Genomic DNA, 19,128 nt, shown 5'->3' with positions numbered 1-19,128 from the left:
CTAGCGGAGAGCGTCGAAGAAGGCCCGGATGTCGGAGGTGAGCACCTCCGTGGCGCTGTGCGCGGTGTAGTGGCCACGCGCCGGGGCGGGCAGCGTCTTCCAGGAGACGATGTTCGCGTGGTCGCGCTCGGCGAAGCGGCGGATCGACCGGAAGTCGCCCTCGGCCATGGCCAGCGCCGTCGGCACGGTCGTGGGCTCCTTCGGCTGCTCCATGCGGGCGTTCTCCCAGTAGAGCCGCAGCGCGGAGCCCGCGGTGCCGGTGAACCAGTGGACGGCGGCGTTGGCCAGCACGAAGTCGTCGTCGAGGTCCTCGTCGAAGAGCTGGGCGAGCCAGCCCACGAGCCCGGCGGGGGAGTCGGCGAGGGCGTGCGCGAGCGTCTGCGGTTGTTGTGACTGCAGCACGTTGAAGGCTCCCTTCTCCTTCCAGAACCAGTCGAGCACGGCCAGCCCCGCCTGGTCGTCCTCGCTCAGGTCGGCGAACTCCGCGGGGTCGCCGGACGGGAACGAGAAGAGCTGCGTGACGTGCACGCCCACGACGTGCTCGGGGTCGATCCGGCCGACCTCGGGCGAGATCATCGACCCGGCGTCGTTGCCCGCAGCGCCGTAGCGCTCGTAGCCGAGCTCGGCCATGAGCGCGGCCCACGCTCTGGCGATGCGCTGGTTGTTCCAGCCCGGCTCGCGCGTCGGCCCTGAGAAGCCGTAGCCGGGCAGCGACGGGACGACCAGGTGGAAGTGGCGCGACAGCGGCTCGATGGCGTCGAGATATTCGACGACGGAGCCGGGCCAGCCGTGGGTGAGGATCAGCGGCAGGGCCTCGGGGTTGTCGGAGCGCACGTGGAAGAAGTGAATGTTCTGCCCGTCGATCTCGGTGGTGAACTGCGGGTACGCGTTGAGCCTGGCCTCCAGGGCCCGCCAGTCGAACCCGTCGCGCCAGTGGCTCACCAGGCGCTTGACCCGCTCGACGCTCACTCCCTGGCCGGCGCCGTCGATCTCGTCGGTGAAGCGGGTCAAGGCCAGACGGGCCCCCAGGTCGTCGAGGTCGGCCTGCGGGATGGCGATGCGGAAGGGGGCGATGCTCATGACGATCCTTTCGGGAACGGTTCGTTCTGTTCCGATGATAGCAGAACGGAATGCTTCATTCCAATAGTCCTCCCGCCGGTCAGGGACCCCACCGCCATCGGCCAAGATGGGGAGATGGCCAACTCGCGCTACTCCGACCTCGACCGCCCGCCACTGAACGCGGCGGCGCTCAACCGCGCGCTGGTCCGCCCGGGCTCGTTGTGGACGGGCGTCACGGTCGTCGAGAGCACCGGCTCGACCAACGCCGACCTGGCCGGCGCCGCCAAGAAGGGGGCGCAGGAGGGGGCCGTGCTGGTGGCGGAGGAGCAGGCCGCGGGCCGCGGGCGGCTGGGCCGCTCCTGGTCGGCTCCGCCCCGCTCCGGCCTGACGTTCTCGATCCTGCTCAGGCCGCACGTGCCCCTCGCCTCCCAGGGCTGGCTGACCCTCATGTACGGCGTCGCCGCCGCATCGGCGGTGCGCCGCCTGGCCGAGGTCGACGTGCGCCTGAAGTGGCCCAACGACCTGCTGGTCGGCGAGCGCAAGCTGGCCGGCGTGCTCGCCGAGCGCGCCGACGACGCCGTCGTCATCGGCATGGGGCTGAACGTGTCGCTCAAACCCGACGAGCTGCCCGTCGAGACCGCCACGTCGCTGGGCATCGAGCAGGCGGCCTGCCTCGACCGCGACCCGCTGCTGCGGGCCGTGCTGCGCGAGGTCGAGAGCCACTACCACGACTGGGTCGACGCCAAGGGCGACGCGGAGGCGTCCGGGTTGCGCTCGGCCTACCTCGCGACCAGCGCCACGGTCGGGAGGCAGGTCAGGGTGGAGCTGCCGGGCGATCAGGCGCTGACCGGCCGGGCGTCCGGCATCGACCAGTGGGGGCACCTCCAGGTGGAGGCCGGCGGCGAGCACTACACGCTGAGCGCGGGCGACGTCGTCCACGTGCGCGCGGCCTGACGCGTGAAGGGTGCGCGCCGCACCACCGCGATAGCCGCCGGGGTCGCGATGGTGGCACCATTCTGCGCATGACCCTTCCCGACCATCATCTGACGCAGGGCGAGCGGCGCGTCAGGTCCTTCCACCCGCACTGGAAGCGGCTCGTCGGCCCCTTCGTCGCGCTGGTGCTCATCGCGGCGGCCGCCGGCGCGGCTCTCTACTTCATCCCGGCCGACTGGGAATTCGCCTTCCACGCCAGGATCGCCACCGGCGTGATCGGCCTCATCCTGCTGACGATCTGGTCGTTCGTCCCCTACCTGCAGTGGAAGAACACCGGCTACGTGCTCACCACCCACCGCTTCTCGATCAGCACCGGCGTGCTCAACAAGTCGACCGACGAGATCCCGATCGCCAAGGTCAACACGGTCAGCTCCGACCAGACGTTCCCCGAGCGGCTGCTCGGCTGCGGCACGCTGACCGTCGAGTCCGCCTCCGACAGGGGCGAGATCGTGCTGCGCGACATCCCGAAGATCCAGGACGTCCGCACCGAGCTGTTCCGGCTCGTCGAGGACGCCTCCGACGGGACGCTCGACGGGCGCTGACGCACGCTCCCGGGGTGGGAGAATCGCCTCCGGCCGGACGGCCCGGCGTGGTGCGGCCCTATGTCTTGCGGAGATCATCCTCCTGACACAAGATGGCTGGCATGCCGTACGAAGTGCAGGGCGTGATCGCCAGGGGCAAGGGTCAGGAAGTTTCGCTCGAGACGGTCGTGGTCCCCGATCCGGGGCCGGGCGAGGCGGTCGTCAATGTGCAGGCCTGCGGGGTCTGCCATACCGACCTGCACTATCGGGAGGGCGGGATCGGCGACGACTTCCCCTACCTGCTCGGCCATGAGGCGGCGGGCACCGTCGAGGCGGTGGGCGAGGGGGTCACGGGGCTGGAACCGGGCGACTTCGTCATCCTCAACTGGCGGGCCGTGTGCGGCCAGTGCCGGGCCTGCCTGCGCGGCCGGCCGTGGTACTGCTTCAACACCCACAACGCCCGCCAGAAGATGACGCTCACTGACGGCACGGAGCTGTCGCCCGCGCTGGGCATCGGCGCGTTCCAGGCCAGGACGCTCGTCGCCGCCGGCCAGTGCACCAAGGTCTCCGCCGAGGCGCCCGCCCAGGTCGCGGGGCTGCTCGGCTGCGGCGTCATGGCCGGCATCGGCGCCGCGATCAACACCGGAGGGGTGACGCGCGGCGACAGCGTGGCGGTCATCGGCTGCGGCGGCGTCGGCGACGCGGCCGTGCTGGGCGCGTCGCTGGCCGGCGCCGCGAAGATCATCGCGGTCGACGTGGACGACCGCAAACTCGAGTGGGCCCGCGGCTTCGGCGCCACCCACACGGTCAACTCCCGCGACAACGACCCGGTCGAGGCCATCCGCGACCTCACCGGCGGCTTCGGCGCCGACGTGGTCATCGAGGCGGTGGGGCGGCCCGAGACGTACGAGCAGGCCTTCTACGCCCGCGACCTGGCCGGCACGGTCGTGCTGGTCGGCGTGCCGACCCCGGAGATGCGGCTGGAGTTGCCGCTGCTCGACGTGTTCGGGCGCGGCGGGTCGCTCAAGTCCTCCTGGTACGGCGACTGCCTGCCCTCGCGCGACTTCCCCATGCTGATCGACCTGTTCCTGCAGAACCGCCTGCCGCTCGACCGGTTCGTGACGGAGACGATCCAGCTCGGCCAGGTCGAGGAGGCGTTCGGCAAGATGCACCGCGGCGAGGTGCTGCGCTCGGTGGTGGTCCTCTGATGATCGACCGGGTCATCACCTCGGGCACGTTCTCGCTGGACGGCGGCACGTGGGAGGTCGACAACAACGTCTGGCTGGTGGGCGACGCCCGCGAGGTGGTCGTCATCGACGCCGCCCACGACGCCACGCCGATCGCCGAGCGGGTGGGCGGACGCGCGGTCAGGGCCATCGTCTGCACCCACGCCCACAACGACCACATCAACGCAGCCGGGCCTCTCGCGGGCCTGACGGGGGCGCCGATCCGGCTGCACCCCGCCGACCAGGTGCTGTGGGAGCAGCAGTACGGTGACTCGCTGTCGTACGAACCGCTGGCCGACGGCGAGAAGATCGCGGTCGGCGGCATCACGCTGCAGATCCTGCACACGCCCGGCCACGCGCCGGGAGCGGTCTGCGTGTACGCCCCCGAGCTGGGCGCGCTGTTCAGCGGCGACACGCTGTTCAAGGGCGGACCCGGGGCGACCGGGCGCTCCTACAGCTCGTTCGACACGATCATCGACTCGATCAGGGAGCGCCTGCTGACGCTGCCCGCGGAGACCGTCGTGCACACCGGGCACGGCGACTCGACCTCCATCGGCGCGGAGGCGCCGCACCTTGAGGAGTGGATCGCCCGGGGTCACTGAGAGGAATGACTCGCTCGCGTACGGGTACATCGCTGTGGCGTACCTAACATAGGCAAGCCTTACCAAAGTGGGCTACCTTAGGTGTGCCTTACCTCATGGTGTTCCCCCTTTGACTCGAGAGAGGCTTGTCCCCGGATGTACGTGTGCGTGTGTCGTGCGGTGACCGAGAACGAGGTGCACGACTGCATTGCCGCCGGGGCCACCAGCGCGAAGCAGATCCGTGACACCACCGGGGCTGGTGGTGACTGTGCCCGATGCGTACGGAAAATCTGTGCGATCCTGAAACGGTCTGAAGAACTGACGACCGCCTAGCCGGATAGCAGCAAGGGGCCTGCCATGCAGGGCGACAAGCAGATCATCGAGCTGCTCAACGAGCAGTTGACCGCCGAGCTGACCGCGATCAACCAGTATTTCCTGCACGCCAAGATGCAGGAGAACTGGGGATACACCAAGCTTGCCGAGCACACCCGCGCTGAGTCGTTCGACGAGATGCGCCACGCCGAACGCCTGACCGACCGCATCCTGTTCCTCGAAGGGCTGCCCAACTACCAGCGCCTGGGCACCCTGCACATCGGCCAGACCGTCGAGGAGCAGCTCAGGGCCGACCTCGAGGTGGAGCTGTCGGTGGTGCAGCGGCTGCGGCCGGCCATTCACCTCATGCGGGAGAAGGGCGACATCACCTCCGCCCGCATCTTCGAGGAGATCCTCGAGGACGAGGAGGAGCACATCGACTACCTGGAGACGGAGCTCGACCTGATCCGCAGCCTCGGTGAGCAGCTCTACCTCGCCCGCTACGCCGAGCCCCCCTCGGAGGACTGACCGCTCCCCGTCACGACCGTGTAGGCCGCCCCCGCGGCGGCGTTCCAGGCCAGGATGTGGCCGGAGCGGTGCGCGGCCACGTCGTCGCCCCGCCCGTCCAGCACCCGGCTGCCGGCCGTGATGGCCGCCGACCGTAACGCGATCGGGCCGGTGCGCCCTGTGCGCAGCGTGATCCGCTCGGCGGCGCCGTCACGCCAGGAGGCGTCCACCGTCACGTCGCCCCGGGCCCTCAGCCCGCGCACCGACCCCGCACCCCAGGCGGACGGCAGCGCGGGCAGCACGTGGATCTCGCCGGGCCTGCTCTGCACCAGCATCTCCGCGATGCCCGCGGTGGCGCCGAAGTTGCCGTCGATCTGGAACGGCGGGTGCGTGTCCCACAGGTTGTCCAGCGTGGAGTGCCTGAGCTGCTCGCGCAGCATCGTGTGCGCGTGGTCGCCGTCGAGCAGCCGCGCCCAGAAGCTGATCTTCCACGCCTTGCTCCAGCCGGTGCCGCCGTCGCCCCTGGCCGTCAGCGCGACCCCGGCCGCCTCTCCCTCAGGGCTCTCCGCCGTGATCTGACGCCCGGGGTGCAGCGCGTACAGGTGGGACACGTGCCGGTGCGTGTTGCCGGGGTCGTCCCAGTCGGCCTTCCACTCCTGGAGTTGTCCCCACGATCCGATCCGGAGCCCGGGATCGAGCCGGGCCAGCACCTCCCGCACCCGCGCGCGGAACGCGGCGTCGACGTCCAGCACGCCGGCGGCCTCGGCCACGTTCGTGAGCAGGTCCCAGACGATCTGCTGCGCCATCGACGCCCCTGACGAGAAGTCGCCCTGCTCGGGCGAGTAGCTCGGCGAGACGACCAGGCCGCCGTCGCGCGGGTCGGCGTGCAGCGTGTCCAGCCAGAACCGCGCGGCGCCCTTCATCACCGGGTAGGCGGTCTCGCGCAGGTAGTGGAGGTCACCGCTGAACAGGTAGTGCTCGTACAGTTGCCGGGTCAGCCAGGCGGCCGCCTCCGGGAACCAGAACGCGGTGGCCCAGTCGTGCACGCCGGTGAACCCGAACGGGTTCGATTCGTTGTGCACCACCCACCCGCCGGCCCCGAACATCTCCCGCGCCGTCACCTCGCCCGGCGCCACCAGCGCCGCGACGAAGTCGTCGTACGGCCGCGCCGTCTCGGCCAGGTTCGTCACCTCGGCGGGCCAGTAGTTCATCTGCAGGTTGATGTTGGTGTGGTAGTCGCCGGCCCAGGGCGGGCTGGTGGAGTCGTTCCAGACGCCCTGCAAATTCGCGGGCAACGATCCGGGCCGCGACGAGGCGATCAGCAGGTAGCGGCCGTAGGCGAAGAACAGCGCCTCCAGCGCGCGGTCGTCCGCCCCAGGGCCTCCGGTGTAGGCGGCCCGCAGCCGGTCCGTGGGGACGGACGGCGCCCGCTGCCCGAGGTCCAGCACCACGCGGTCGAACAACGCCCGGTGATCGTCCTGGTGGGCCCGCCTCAGATCGTCGTAGCCCAGCGCCACGGCCCGGTCCACGGCGGCGGTGACGGCGGCGTGCGGGTCGTCGCCGCGGTACGCCGGGTACGTCCCGGCGTAGTCGGTGCCCGCCGACATCACGAAGAACGCGCTGTCGGCCCCGGCGACCGTGATCAGGCCGTCCCCGTCGGTGCGGGTGCCGCCCTCCGCGACCACGTGCACCTGGGCCTCGTACCTCAGCCCGTTGTCCGCCAGCGCCCCCCTGAGCGTCAGCCGCCCGTTCGCGACGCCGGCCTGCCCGCCGGCCGGCAGGTGCGGCGAGGTCGCGCGGAGCGTGAACGACACCGCGCCCGCCCGGTCGGCCGAAAGCCGCCCGGCGATCACGTTCGCCGGATGGCAGGCGAAGTATTCGCGCGCGTGGCGCACGCCGCCCGCGGTGTAGCCGACCCTGGCCACGGCCTCCCGCAGGCGCAACTCCCGCCGGTAGCCGCCGACCGCGCCTCCCCCAGCCATCTCCAGCCACAGGTCGCCGAACGCCTGGTACGCCCCGAACCCCGACTTCGGCTGCCCCAGCTCGGCCGCGACCTCCTCGGGCGACATCCGCAGGTCGCGGTCGAGCCGCCGTCTGACCCCGGCCAGGGCGCCCGGCCGGGGCGAGGCCCAGTTGCCGAAGTCGTAGCCCTGTGCCGACCCCGGCCCGCCGGTCCACAACGTCTTCTCGTTGAACTGGAGCCGCTCGGTGCGGGTGCCGCCGAAGACCATCGCCCCGAGGGCGCCGTTGCCGATGGGCAGCGCCTGGGTCTCCCAGTCGGTGGCCGGTTCGTCGTACCAGAGCGCCAGGTCATCGGGTGTATTTCCGAAGATGTCCGCCATGCGGCCTCAGGTTAGCAGGACCGCGCGGCGAGACATCCGACCTCTGCTCAGGAAATGAGCCGGTAGAAACGCCAGAAGCCGAAGTCCTTGATGGGCAGGATCTCGACGTCGGAGAAGCCGGCCTCGCGGGCGTAGCGGCGCAGCGTGCCCGGCCGCATCGCGGTGCCGGTGGCGGCCGAGGGCTGCTCGCTCATCGCGTCGGGCAGGCAGATGAGCAGGCTGAAGCCGTACATCAGCCGCTCGACGTCGTCGGCGGGCGCCGTGAAGGAGTCGCCGACGGCCTCGTCCATGATCACGACGGCGCCGTCCGGCCTCGTCGCCCGCCGCGCCGCCCCCAGCGTCTCCACCGGCCGCGGCATGTCGTGCACGCACTCGAAGGCGAAGACGGCGTCGTAGCGGCCCTCGTCCAGCAGTGCCGCGTCGCCGCGGCGGAAGGTCGCCCGGTCCCCGAGGCCCGCGCCGGCCGCGTTGCGGGTGGCCAGCTCGACGGACGGGCCGTCGATGTCGACGCCCTCCACGGTCGCCCCGGGGTAGGCCCTGGCCAGCGCGATGGCCGACCATCCGCCGCCGCAGCCCACGTCGGCGAGCCGGGCGCCGGGCCGCCGCAACACGGTGTCCAGGCCGGGCACGCCCGCGAGCGCGTCCGGCAGGGCGCGCTCGAACCAGGGCCGGTTCATGTCGGCCTGCGACTCCCGCATGTCGGCCCCGTACGCCGCCCAGGGCACCCCGCCGCCGTCGCGGTAGGCGTCCAGGAGTGCGGGCAACTGGACGGACGCCGCGGCCAGCATCCGGGCCAGCGGGGCGAGGTAGGCCAGGCTGGACTCGTCGGTCAGCACCTCCGCCGCGCCGCCGGGCAGGGCGAAGCGGCCGTCTTCCGCGGTCTCCAGGATCCCGGTGGCGGCCTGCTGCTCCAGCCACTCCCTGGCGTACCGCTCGTGGCCGCGGGAACGGGCGACCAGTTCGGCGGCGTCGGCCGGGCCGTGCGCGGCCAGCGCGCGGTACCAGCCCATCCGGTCGCCGATGTGCATGGAGAGCAGGTCGATGGTGCCGAGTGCCGATCCCAGCAGGCGGTCGGCGAACGCGTCGCTGCTCGTGGTCATCATGATCATCTCCTTCTTCCGGCCGGGCCCCGATCGAGGATCGGGGCCGCGTGGCACCTGGAAAAGGTCTTTTGCCACACAACCGGTTCCGCCCCGGACGCGTCCCCTACCCGGGCTCCCGACCGGGGAAAGTGATCGGCGGAAAGTGCTGGGCGGAATTTTCACTCTGGCGCATCGTGCACGGGCGGCCAAGTTTCGCGTCGATAATCACGGTAATTTAATCCTGACTAAGTGATATTTAGCCGAGTTTGCCCAGGTCAATGGATAGGTCAACTACGAGTCAAACCGCGCGCTGTGCCCGGGAAACGATCGCCTAAGGTCCTACGATCGCTTCATGACCTGCGTACTTCTAGCCGAGGATGACACCTCGATTTCCGAGCCGCTCGCGCGTGCGCTACGCCGCGAGGGTTATCAGGTCGAGGTGAGTCCCGATGGCCCGCAGGCCCTGGAAAGGGCCCTGTCGGGCGGCATAGACCTCATCGTTCTCGACCTTGGCCTGCCCGAAATGGACGGTCTGGAGGTGGCCCGCCGGATCCGCGCCGAAGGGCACGGCACTCCGGTTCTGATACTCACCGCACGCGTCGACGAGGTCGACACGGTCGTCGGGCTCGACGCGGGCGCCGACGACTACGTGACGAAACCGTTCCGGCTGGCCGAACTGCTCGCCAGGGTCCGCGCCCTGCTGCGGCGAGGCACCTCGGAGACCCCGGTCGTCCAAGGGGTGCGCATCGACGCCGACTCGCGCCGGGCCTGGATGGGGGAGAAGGAGCTCCACCTGACGACCAAGGAGTTCGACCTGCTGCGCGTGCTCGTGCGCGACGCCGGCAAGGTCGTCACCCGCGAGCAGATCATGCGGGAGGTCTGGGACACGAACTGGTGGGGTTCGACCAAGACCCTCGACATGCACATCTCCTGGCTGCGCCGCAAGCTCGGCGACGATGCCGCCAAGCCCCGCTACATCACGACCGTTCGGGGAGTCGGCTTCCGGTTCGAACGCGAGTAGGCGGATGCGCCGCCGACTGCTCACCTCCACCCTGGTCGTCGCGGTCATCGCGGTCCTGTTGCTGGGGGTCCCCCTGGGCGTCGTGGTGAGTCGCCTGATCGTCGACGAAGCGGCTCAGGAGCTTGGGTCCGAAGCCAAGCGTCTCGTGGGAGAGGTGGAATACGCCCGTGTCCAGGAGACGCCACTCGACCCCCAGCAGCTGGAGCAGAAATACCCGGGAAGATACATCCAGATCTGGGAGCACGGAACCCCCCTCCGGGTGACCGTGGTCGGCTCGCCTCCGCCGTCCGGTCACCTCATGACGGAGGACGCCCAGACCAACACCGGCGTCTACGTCCGGATCAGTCGCGACCGCGACCAGGTCGAACAGGACGTGGCCGCCCGCCTGCTGCTCATCGTGGCCCTGGCCGTGGCCGCTCTGGCGGTGGCCGTGAGCCTGGCCGTGGTTCAGTCACGCCGGCTGACGCTCCCCCTGCAGGACCTGGCGAAGATCGCCGACCGGCTCGGCTCGGGCGACGCGCGGCCGAGCAAGCACCGCTACGGCATCCCCGAGCTCGACCGGGTGGCCCAGGTGCTCGACCGCAGCGCCACCCGCATCTCCGACCTGCTCACCCGCGAGCGCGAGTTCGCCACCGACGCCTCCCACCAGCTCCGCACGCCGCTGACCGGCCTGACCATGCGGCTGGAGGAGATCGTCGCCTCCTCCGACGAGCCGGAGGTCGTCCGAGAGGAGGGCGAGGCGGCGATCGTCCAGGCGGAGCGGCTCACCGCCGTGATCGACGAGTTGCTGGCCGCGGCCCGCCGCCAGCGGCACGCCCAGGCACATCCGGTCGCCATCGACGAGATCCTCGGCCAGCAGATCATCGAGTGGGAGCCGGTCTTCCGCGACGCGGGCCGCGAGATCCGGCTCGACGGCACCCGCGGGATGAAGGCGATGGCCACCACCGGCGGCTTCGGCCAGGTGATCGCCTCGCTGCTGGAGAACTCCCTGCGCCACGGCGGCGGCGCCGTCACCGTGACGTCCACCTGCGGCGACAACTACGTGGTGATCGAGGTCGCGGACGAGGGCCAGGGCATCGCCGACGAGATCGCCCCGAGGATCTTCGAGCGGAACGTCAGCGGCGGCGGAGGCACCGGACTCGGCCTGACGCTGGCCCGCGCGCTGGCCGCCGCCGACGGCGGCAGGCTGGAGCTGGTGCGCCGGCGCCCGGCCACGTTCGCCGTCTTCCTGCGCCCCGCGGAGGAGAACGGCGGCAACCGCGTGGTCAGCGGTCCTGCCTGACCCCGGCTTCCGGCAGCTCGACCGGAATGGGCTCGGTGGCTTCCAGGAACACCCACTTCTTGTACGACCAGAAGCGGAACAGCGTGCCGAGCCCGACGCCGATGATGTTGGCGATGTTGGCGCTGAGGGGGTCGTCGAGGTGGAGCGTGTACGTGGTGAAGCCGATCACCAGCAGCCCGAACAGCAGGGCGATGCCGTTGAGCAGGAAGAACAGGAAATACTCGCGCCCGAGCCCGCTCTGCTCCCGGTGCCGGAACGTCCAGTAGCGGTTGCCCAGGTAGGCGAACGTCGCCGAGATCGTGGTCGCGAAAACCTTGGAGGTGAGCGGCCCCACGTCGACCCCCAGCAGGAAGAGGTTGTAGGCGCCGGTGTCGATCAGGAACGCGATGGCCCCGATGCTGCCGAACTTGGCCAGCTCGTGCAGCAGGGAGGCGAACCGCTCGTAGAGGCGTTTGGCGAAGTCCACGTCTCTGCTCGGTCCCTTCCCTTGTCGAGCCTGACCAACTCAGCGTACCGGTCACCGTGCAGGCCCGGTGTCAGACAGATGAACATACCGCGCAAAGGAACGTTCATCGCGAAATCGTCCTAACCCCCGCCAAGCCCGCTAACCTGCCATGATCTGGAAGGGCCGCCCGTCAGGGAAGTCGTTCCGTCCCGGTAAGCTCACCTGGCGTGAGTTCCTACAGCCCCATCGGACCGGTCGTGGGCATCGTCGGCGCCGGCCAGCTCGCCCGGATGACGCAGCCGCCCGCCATCGCGCTCGGCGTCGAACTGCGGGTGCTGGCCGCGGCCCCCGGCGAGAGCGCCGCCCGGGTGATCACCGACGCGCGGGTCGGAGACTATCGCGACCTCGGCGACCTCCGCGCGTTCGCCAAGGGCTGCGCCGCGATCACGTTCGACCACGAGCACGTGCCCACCGAGCACATCAGGGCCCTGGTCGCCGACGGCCACACCGTGCACCCGGGGGCCGAGGCCCTCGTGCACGCCCAGGACAAAGCGGTCATGCGCGAGCGGCTGACCGCGATCGGCGTGCCCTGCCCGGCCTGGGCCAGGGTCGGCACGGCCGCCGACGCCGAGCGCTTCGCCGGCGAGCACGGCTGGCCGGTGGTGCTCAAGGCCGTGCGCGGCGGCTACGACGGCCGCGGCGTGTGGGTGTGCAGGTCGGCCGCCGACGTCGCGGAGGCGTTCGCGTCCGGCGTCGAGCTGATGGCCGAGGCGTTCGTGCCGTTCGAGCGGGAGCTGGCGGTGCTGGTGGCCCGCTCGCCGCACGGGCAGGGCGTCAGCTACCCGGTCGTGGAGACCGTGCAGGAGGACGGCATCTGCGTCGAGGTGCTGGCCCCCGCGCCCGGGCTCGACCCCGAAGACGCCGCCCAGGCCCAGCGCATCGGCCTGAAGATCGCCCACGAGCTGGGGGTGACCGGGCTGCTGGCGGTGGAGCTGTTCGAGACCACGCAGGGGCTGGTGGTCAACGAGCTGGCCATGCGGCCGCACAACAGCGGCCACTGGACGATCGAGGGCGCCAGGACCTCGCAGTTCGAGCAGCACCTGAGGGCGGTGCTCGACCTGCCGCTCGGCTCGCCCACGATGACCGCGCCCGTCGTCGTCATGGCCAACCTGCTCGGCGGCGACGACCCCGGCCTGTTCAAGCGCTACGAGCACGTGCTCGCCCACGATCCGGGCATCAAGCTGCACTTCTACGGCAAGGAGGTGCGTCCGGGCCGCAAGATCGGCCACGTGACGGCCCTCGGCTCCAACCTCGACCAGGTGCGCGCCCGCGCCCGCCACGCCGCCGTTTACCTCACCACCGGGGAGTACACATGAGTGCGCCCGCGGCGCGCGTCGGCATCGTCATGGGCAGCGACTCCGACTGGCCCGTCATGAAGGCCGCCGCCGAGGCGGTCGCCGAGTTCGGGGTGACGTTCGAGGCCGACGTGGTGTCGGCCCACCGCATGCCGGTCGAGATGATCGACTACGGCCGCCAGGCCGCCTCCCGCGGCCTCCAGGTGATCATCGCCGGCGCCGGCGGCGCCGCCCACCTGCCCGGCATGCTGGCCTCCGTCACGCCGCTGCCGGTGATCGGGGTGCCGGTGCCGCTCAAACACCTCGACGGGCTCGACTCCCTGCTGTCGATCGTCCAGATGCCGGCCGGGGTGCCGGTGGCCACCGTGGCCGTCGGCGGCGCCCGCAACGCGGGGCTGCTGGCCGTACGCGTCCTCGCCGCCTCCGACGACGGGCTGCGGGCGCGCATGGAGGAGTTCCAGGCGCGGCTGAAGGAGCAGGCGTACGCCAAGGGTGAGCGGTTGCGGGCCGAGGCCGCCGAGCTCTGACCCAGGCCCGGACGCCCCTGGGAAAGCGCTCCCACGGGCCTGGCCGTACGGCTAGGGTGCCGTGGATGGACAACGTGATCAGGGGCCATGCCGCCCGGGTGCGGGCGGCCGACCCGCTGGTCGCAGGACACGACGGGCTGCCCGGCGCGGGAGGGGTGCGGCTGGAGACCCGCGACGCCGCGGGGCTGGCCTCCGTCGACCGCATCGACCGGGACGACCTGCGCGCCTCCTGGTCGCCGCTCGTCGTCCACCGGCTCCAGGCCCGCGTCGGCGGCCCCGACCCCGAGGCCGCGCTGGGCGGGCTGCTCGACCGGTGGATGGCGGGGTTACGCGATCCCGGCCCCGGGCAGGCGCTGGCCGTGTCGTGGCCGAGCAGGGACACCGCGCCGGTCAGGGCTCTGGCCGTGCGGGGGTTCGCACCCATCTCCGTGGCCGCCGTCCGCCGGCTCGGCGAGCGCTCGGCAAACACGCCCGGCGCCCGCCCGCCCCATGAACGCTCGGCAAACACGCCCGCCGCCCGCCCTCCCCGTGAGCGCTCGGCAAACACGCCCGGCGCCGGCCGGCTCGGTGAGCGCGAGGTGGGCGCGCCCGCCGTCCGCCGGGCCACCGCGGATGACGCGGAGGCCGTCGTGCGGATGTACGAGCGGCTGGTGGCCTACGACGCGCAGTTCGGCTGGGTGGCCGTGCGTGACTCGACACCGGCACGCATCAAGGAACTCGTGGCGGCGGAGGTGCTGCCGCTGGAGTGGTGCTGGGTCGCCGAGACGGGCGGCCGGCCGGTGGGCTGCGTCATCGTCCAGCCGCCGGGCCGCTCCCGCTGGATCGGCAAGGACGTACGTGACTCGCCCGTGGCCTACCTCGGGGTCATGTACGTCGAGCCGGCCTGGCGGGGCCGCGGCGTGGGCGCGCCGCTCGTCGACGTGGCCCACCGCCACGCGTCGGAGCGCGGGGTGTCGTCCATGATGCTCCACCACGCGCTGCCCAACCCGTTGTCCACGCCGTTCTGGGCGCGCCGCGGCTATCGCCCGCTGACCACCCAGTGGGTGCTCCACCTGCGATGACTCACGGGCGGCCCAGGGCGCGGTAGTGCCAGCCGGCCGAGCGCCACGACTCGGGGTTGAGGCAGTTGCGGCCGTCGACGATGCGCCGGGTGGCGACCACCGCGCCCAGCTGCTCGGGATCGAGCTCCAGGAACTCCTGCCACTCCGTGAGCAGCAGGACCACGTGCGCCCCACGCACCGCCTCGACGGCGGAATCGCCATAGTTGAGCTCGGGATGAGCCTTACGAGCGTTGTCGAGCGCGATCGGGTCGTAGATGGTGACCTGTCCGCCCTGCTGGCCGATGGTCACGGCGACGTTGAGCGCGGGGGAGTCGCGGATGTCGTCGGAGTTGGGCTTGAACGCGGCGCCCAGCACGCCCACGGTGCACCCGTGGAAGGAGCCGCCCGCCAGCTCCCTTGCCAGGTCGACCATGCGGGCCCGCCGGCGCATGTTGATGTCGTCCACCTCGCGCAGGAACGTCAGCGCCTGGTCCGCGCCCAGCTCGCCGGCCCGCGCCATGAAGGCCCTGATGTCCTTGGGCAGGCAGCCGCCGCCGAAGCCGAGCCCGGCGTTGAGGTAACGCCCGCCGATCCTGTCGTCGTACGACAGCGCCTCGGACAGCTGCTTGACGTCGGCGTGGGCGGCCTCGCAGACCTCGGCCATGGCGTTGATGAAGGAGATCTTGGTGGCGAGGAAGGCGTTCGCGGCCGTCTTGACCAGCTCGGACGTCGCATAGTCCGTCACCACGAACGGGATCTCGCCCAGCGGCTCGTACACCTCGCGCAGCACCTTCTCCGCCCGCTCGCTGCGCACGCCGAGCACGATGCGGTCGGGGTTGAGCGTGTCCTTGACCGCGAAACCCTCCCGCAGGAACTCGGGGTTCCAGGCCAGCTCGGCCTCGGCGCCCGCGGGGGCGAGCCGGGTGAGCTTGTCGGCCAGCCGCTCGGCGGTGCCGACGGGCACGGTGGACTTGCCCACCACCAGGCATTCCCGGTCAAGGAGCGGGGCCAGGGACTCGATGGCGCTGTCCGCGTAGGAGACGTCCGCGGCGTATTCGCCGCGCTTCTGCGGGGTGCCGACGCAGAGGAAGTGCACGTCGCCGAAGGCGGCGACCTCTTCGAAGGAGGAGGTGAAGCGCAGGCGGCCGGATTCGAGCCCGCGGTGGAGCACCTCTTCGAGCCCGGGTTCGTGGATCGGGAGCTGCCCGTTGCTGAGCCGGTTGATCTTGTCGGCGTCGATGTCGAGGCCCAGGACTTCGTATCCGAGATCGGCCATGCACGCCGCATGGGTGATGCCCAGGTATCCGGTCCCGATCACCGTGAGGCGATATGGCACGAGAGAGCTCCTTTCGATCGCTGAGGCATGTTACCGGCCCGCGCTATCTCCTTCGTGCCACCTCCTCCCTTTTGCAAACCGTACCCGCTGGTAACAAGATGGTCGGACGTCCTAGTATCTGTCGCATGAGCTTCCCTCTTTACGCGCCCGCCGAGGAACACGACATGCTCAGGGAGACCGTCCGCGCCCTGGCCGACGAGAAGATCGCTCCGCACGCCGCAGAGGCCGACGAGACCGAGGAGTTCTCCTGGGACGTCTACAAGGCGCTCGTCGCGGCCGACCTGCACGCCGCCCACGTCCCCGAACAGTACGGCGGCGCGGGGGCGGACGCGCTGGCCACGGTGATCGTCATCGAGGAGGTCGCCCGCGCGTGCGCGTCGTCCTCCCTGATCCCCGCGGTCAACAAGCTGGGCACCGTCCCGCTGCTGCTCTCGGCGTCGGAAGAGCTGAAGTCCCGCTACCTGGCGCCCGTCGCCCGGGGGGAGGCCATGTTCTCGTACGCGCTGTCGGAGCCGGAGGCGGGCTCGGACGCGGCGGCCATGAAGACCCGCGCGGTCGCGGACGGCGACACGTACGTGCTCAACGGCACCAAGATGTGGATCACGAACGCCGGCGTCTCCGAGTACTACACGGTCATGGCGGTCACCGACCCGTCCGCAGGGGCACGCGGCATCTCCGCCTTCGTGGTCGAAAAATCCGACGAAGGCGTCTCCTTCGGGCCCAAGGAGAAGAAACTCGGCATCAAGGGCTCACCCACCCGCCAGGTGATCCTGGACGACGTACGCATTCCGGCCAGCCGCATGATCGGCGACCCCGGCACCGGCTTCAAAACCGCCCTCGCCACCCTCGACCACACCCGCGTCACCATCGCCGCCCAGGCCCTCGGCATCGCCCAGGGAGCCCTCGACTACGCGATCGGCTACGTCAAGGAACGCAAGCAGTTCGGCCGCCCCGTGGCCGACTTCCAGGGGCTGCAGTTCATGATCGCCGACATGGCCATGAAACTGGAGGCGGCCCGGCAGCTCACGTACCACGCGGCCGCGAAGTCGGAGCGCGCCATGCACGGCGAACCCCAGAAGGACCTCACCTTCCTGTCGAGCGCCGCGAAGTGCGCCGCCTCGGACGCCGCCATGGAGATCACGACGGACGCGGTGCAACTGCTGGGCGGGTACGGCTACACGAAGGACTTCCCGGTGGAGCGGATGATGCGCGACGCCAAGATCACCCAGATCTACGAGGGTACGAACCAGATCCAGCGCATGGTGATGGCCCGCCAGCTCCTGAAGTAGGGCTCTGAGCAGCGGAAACCCCGGTCCTCGATGGTGGAGAGCCGGGGTTCGCCAGCGTGCAGGTTCGGGGCTCAACGAGTGCTGTTCCGTGGCTGTTCCGTGAGACACGGAGCAGAGCGGAACGGAGAAGCCTAAGTCCGTACGATCGGATCATGCTCCCAGGTGGCGATGGCCTGTTCATCGCGTTCCATCGCGCGCCGCGCCGGGATCTGCACCGACCAGCCGTGCCGTCGTAGTAGCTTGCCGACGCCCCCGATGGTGTAACCGATGTGGAACAGTTTGCCGATCAGGGTCTTGACCCGGCCCAGAGCCCAGCGCTGATCATCGCCGAACCCGTGCGCCAGCGGGCCCCGGTTGAGCTCGGTCTCCAGCCGGGCCCACTGCGTCTGTGTCAGCTTCTCGCGTGAGACCGGCCCTTTCGAGCGCGGCGCCTCGGTGCCGCCCTCCCGCCAGGACTTGCGCCATCTGGCCACCGTCCGCTCGTGGACTTGCAGTTCACGAGCGATCTGTCTGGTGCCGTGCCCGTCCTCGAACCGCTCGGCTGTCTGTAACCGCAGACGTTCCCGTCGTTCCTGCTCTGCGGGGGTGTACCTGCCTCGTTGCCCGTACAGAGGATGAAAGTCTGGGGTTTCATGGCGATCTTGGGTTGATGATCAGGCCGGTGTGTGCCAGGAAGGAGGTCGGGGCGGTACTGCATCTGCTTGAGCCGGCTGCGGATGACCTTGGGGAGGTTGTCGAGGGGGCAGTGGGCCAGGTTGCTCAGGGCGCGTTTGCGGTGTGACCACACCAACTCCATCGGGTTGAGTTCGGGCGCGTAGGCCGGCAGGCAGAATACCGTCAGCCACGGGCGTGCCTCGATCAGGCTGCGCATCAGGGCATCCACGTGGATGTTGACGTTGTCCCAGATGAGCACGATCGGGCCGCCGAACTGCTGGTGAGCGGCGTCGAGTAAGCGGGCGTAGTCGCTCTCGCCGAACCCTCTGCGTTCGTGCTTGCGCCGCCGGTAGATCATGATGCGGTAGAGCAGCCGGGTTCGTTGTCCCGGTTTGACGCAGAGCGGCCCGGTGAGGTTGACGCGGCCGGATCCCTTGCCCGAGACGGTGACGACGGGGGTGTGTCCACGGCGGGACCAGGTACGGGCCTTGGGCGGCCTCAGCGATTGGCCTGCTTCGTCGGCGAAGCAGATCCACGCGTCCTGGTCCTGCGCGGTGGTCCCGCCAGCGGCCAGGTGTCCTTCACCCAGGTCGCAATCGCTTCTTCGTCGCGTTCGGCAGCCCTGCGCTGGGCTGCCTGCGGGCTCCAGCCCAGCCGGTGCAGCAGATAGGACACTCCGCGCGGGGTGTAGGTGACGTGGAACAACCGGCCGATCAGCGCCGCCACCCGGGCCAGGGTCCAGCGCTGATCCTCCTGCCACCCCCAGACTGCAGGACCGGCGTCCAACGCCGCCTCCAGTCGCTGCACCTGCGCCTCGCTCAGCCGGCAGCGCGGCCCACCCGGCCCTTTCGACTCCAGCCCCTCAACTCCTGCGGTACGCCACACCTTGTGCCAGACATAGGCCGACTTACGAGAGACCCGCAGCTTCCTGGCCACCTCAGGCGGCGACACGCCCGCGGCGAACAACCCGGCAGCCTCCAAGCGGACCTGTTCACGCTTGGCGCGCGCCGCCGAGGTCAGACCACCACCATCCGGATAACGCATCCCACCGGGATACTCCCCAACCCCGCCCCGCACAGGCAACCGCGAGGTGACACCTCAGTAATTCAGCCTCTGTAGCGCATACATCGGTCGTACACCGGCAACAGCGCACCGTCACGACCCTATGACCCTACGAATTCAAGCTGTGTAATTCGCATCCCTTGGCGAGCACCCGTCAGAACGCGCAGGACGGTTCGCAGGGGCACGTACGGTCAATCGGGAAATCAGCCCTCCGTGATGCCTTCACGACAGATCTGGATCTATCGCACCTTTCATTATCGATCTAGGATCGAGTGCCTTAGTGATCTTCATGCTGGAGGTTGGGTGCATATCCCCCGCGAAGCTCACCCCGGTGCGTCCAAAGACGGGCGAACATGGTACCGAGCGACTCTCGTCACTGGTCTAGTAGTAGCTCTACTTCTGTCCACCGCTCACGCAGCTGCAGCAGCCACTCCGATATCCACGACACAAACACTGACACCGTCGGCAAAGCCGCACCCCGTAGTGGAGAGCCC

19 protein-coding genes are annotated in these 19,128 nt (G+C 70.2%); 12 read left to right on the top strand and 7 right to left on the bottom strand.

What is annotated here, in order from left to right:
• Complete coding sequence (locus ABGA98_RS02655; RefSeq protein WP_347616544.1) at positions 1-1,080, bottom strand: epoxide hydrolase family protein; 1,080 nt, start codon at positions 1,078-1,080, stop codon at positions 1-3.
• Between the two features lie 114 nt (positions 1,081-1,194).
• Between ABGA98_RS02655 and ABGA98_RS02650 the strand changes: the two genes are divergently transcribed.
• The 6 genes from ABGA98_RS02650 to bfr all read left to right on the top strand — a co-directional run bounded on the left by ABGA98_RS02650 (position 1,195) and on the right by bfr (position 5,220).
• Positions 1,195-2,013 (top strand): biotin--[acetyl-CoA-carboxylase] ligase, encoded by an 819-nt coding sequence (locus ABGA98_RS02650; RefSeq protein WP_347616543.1) that lies wholly within the window; start codon positions 1,195-1,197, stop codon positions 2,011-2,013.
• A gap of 68 nt (positions 2,014-2,081) precedes the next feature.
• A complete protein-coding gene (locus ABGA98_RS02645; RefSeq protein WP_347616542.1) occupies positions 2,082-2,594 on the top strand; it encodes a PH domain-containing protein in 513 nt (170 codons plus the stop codon).
• Between the two features lie 101 nt (positions 2,595-2,695).
• On the top strand, positions 2,696-3,781 hold the full coding sequence (locus ABGA98_RS02640; protein WP_347616541.1) for an S-(hydroxymethyl)mycothiol dehydrogenase: 1,086 nt from the start codon (positions 2,696-2,698) through the stop codon (positions 3,779-3,781).
• On the top strand, positions 3,781-4,401 hold the full coding sequence (locus tag ABGA98_RS02635; protein WP_347616540.1) for an MBL fold metallo-hydrolase: 621 nt from the start codon (positions 3,781-3,783) through the stop codon (positions 4,399-4,401). The genes ABGA98_RS02640 and ABGA98_RS02635 overlap by 1 nt, the downstream gene beginning before the upstream one ends.
• Positions 4,402-4,536: 135 nt before the next feature.
• Positions 4,537-4,713 carry a (2Fe-2S)-binding protein gene (locus ABGA98_RS02630; RefSeq protein WP_132618226.1) on the top strand — a complete coding sequence of 59 codons (177 nt, stop codon included), beginning with the start codon at positions 4,537-4,539 and terminating at the stop codon, positions 4,711-4,713.
• Positions 4,714-4,737: 24 nt separating this feature from the next.
• Positions 4,738-5,220 (top strand): bacterioferritin, encoded by a 483-nt coding sequence (bfr, locus tag ABGA98_RS02625; RefSeq protein ID WP_347616539.1) that lies wholly within the window; start codon positions 4,738-4,740, stop codon positions 5,218-5,220.
• Here bfr and ABGA98_RS02620 read toward each other — a convergent pair.
• Together ABGA98_RS02620 and ABGA98_RS02615 are read right to left on the bottom strand one after the other, a co-directional pair.
• Complete coding sequence (locus ABGA98_RS02620; RefSeq protein ID WP_347616538.1) at positions 5,193-7,541, bottom strand: glycoside hydrolase family 95 protein; 2,349 nt, start codon at positions 7,539-7,541, stop codon at positions 5,193-5,195. The genes bfr and ABGA98_RS02620 overlap by 28 nt on opposite strands.
• A gap of 47 nt (positions 7,542-7,588) precedes the next feature.
• Positions 7,589-8,644: a methyltransferase domain-containing protein gene (locus ABGA98_RS02615; protein ID WP_347616537.1), complete on the bottom strand. Its 1,056-nt coding sequence runs from the start codon at positions 8,642-8,644 to the stop codon at positions 7,589-7,591.
• Between the two features lie 331 nt (positions 8,645-8,975).
• On the opposite strand from ABGA98_RS02615, the gene ABGA98_RS02610 reads away from it, so the two are divergent.
• On the top strand, positions 8,976-9,644 hold the full coding sequence (locus tag ABGA98_RS02610; protein WP_043620820.1) for a response regulator transcription factor: 669 nt from the start codon (positions 8,976-8,978) through the stop codon (positions 9,642-9,644).
• A gap of 4 nt (positions 9,645-9,648) precedes the next feature.
• Positions 9,649-10,926 carry an ATP-binding protein gene (locus ABGA98_RS02605; RefSeq protein WP_347616536.1) on the top strand — a complete coding sequence of 426 codons (1,278 nt, stop codon included), beginning with the start codon at positions 9,649-9,651 and terminating at the stop codon, positions 10,924-10,926.
• Here ABGA98_RS02605 and ABGA98_RS02600 read toward each other — a convergent pair.
• Positions 10,910-11,392, bottom strand: coding sequence for a GtrA family protein (locus ABGA98_RS02600; RefSeq protein WP_347616535.1), 483 nt, complete (start codon positions 11,390-11,392; stop codon positions 10,910-10,912). The two genes, ABGA98_RS02605 and ABGA98_RS02600, sit on opposite strands and share 17 nt — an antisense overlap.
• 206 nt (positions 11,393-11,598) lie before the next feature.
• Between ABGA98_RS02600 and ABGA98_RS02595 the strand changes: the two genes are divergently transcribed.
• From ABGA98_RS02595 to ABGA98_RS02585, 3 genes are all read left to right on the top strand, one after another.
• Positions 11,599-12,747, top strand: a complete 1,149-nt coding sequence (locus ABGA98_RS02595; protein ID WP_347616534.1) for a 5-(carboxyamino)imidazole ribonucleotide synthase — start codon at positions 11,599-11,601, stop codon at positions 12,745-12,747.
• Complete coding sequence (gene purE / locus ABGA98_RS02590; protein WP_347616533.1) at positions 12,744-13,253, top strand: 5-(carboxyamino)imidazole ribonucleotide mutase; 510 nt, start codon at positions 12,744-12,746, stop codon at positions 13,251-13,253. Before ABGA98_RS02595 ends, purE begins: the two co-directional genes overlap by 4 nt.
• Before the next feature lie 65 nt (positions 13,254-13,318).
• Positions 13,319-14,314 (top strand): GNAT family N-acetyltransferase, encoded by a 996-nt coding sequence (locus ABGA98_RS02585; protein ID WP_347616532.1) that lies wholly within the window; start codon positions 13,319-13,321, stop codon positions 14,312-14,314.
• 1 nt (position 14,315) lies between these two features.
• Here ABGA98_RS02585 and ABGA98_RS02580 read toward each other — a convergent pair whose 3' ends face one another.
• Positions 14,316-15,629 carry a UDP-glucose/GDP-mannose dehydrogenase family protein gene (locus ABGA98_RS02580; protein WP_347616531.1) on the bottom strand — a complete coding sequence of 438 codons (1,314 nt, stop codon included), beginning with the start codon at positions 15,627-15,629 and terminating at the stop codon, positions 14,316-14,318.
• A 125-nt stretch (positions 15,630-15,754) separates the two neighbouring features.
• On the opposite strand from ABGA98_RS02580, the gene ABGA98_RS02575 reads away from it, so the two are divergent.
• On the top strand, positions 15,755-16,918 hold the full coding sequence (locus ABGA98_RS02575; protein ID WP_347616530.1) for an acyl-CoA dehydrogenase family protein: 1,164 nt from the start codon (positions 15,755-15,757) through the stop codon (positions 16,916-16,918).
• A gap of 131 nt (positions 16,919-17,049) precedes the next feature.
• Here ABGA98_RS02575 and ABGA98_RS02570 read toward each other — a convergent pair whose 3' ends face one another.
• The gene (locus tag ABGA98_RS02570; protein WP_347617691.1) at positions 17,050-17,475 is read right to left on the bottom strand and encodes a winged helix-turn-helix domain-containing protein; all 426 of its coding nucleotides are present in this window, start codon (positions 17,473-17,475) and stop codon (positions 17,050-17,052) included.
• Positions 17,476-18,070: 595 nt separating this feature from the next.
• Positions 18,071-18,616, bottom strand: coding sequence for a winged helix-turn-helix domain-containing protein (locus ABGA98_RS02565; RefSeq protein WP_347616529.1), 546 nt, complete (start codon positions 18,614-18,616; stop codon positions 18,071-18,073).
• Positions 18,617-19,128: the final 512 nt, after the last annotated feature.

Source organism: Nonomuraea sp. B1E8, from assembly GCF_039871515.1.
Lineage (GTDB): Bacteria > Actinomycetota > Actinomycetes > Streptosporangiales > Streptosporangiaceae > Nonomuraea.
This window is presented reverse-complemented; position numbering and strand designations above follow the sequence as displayed.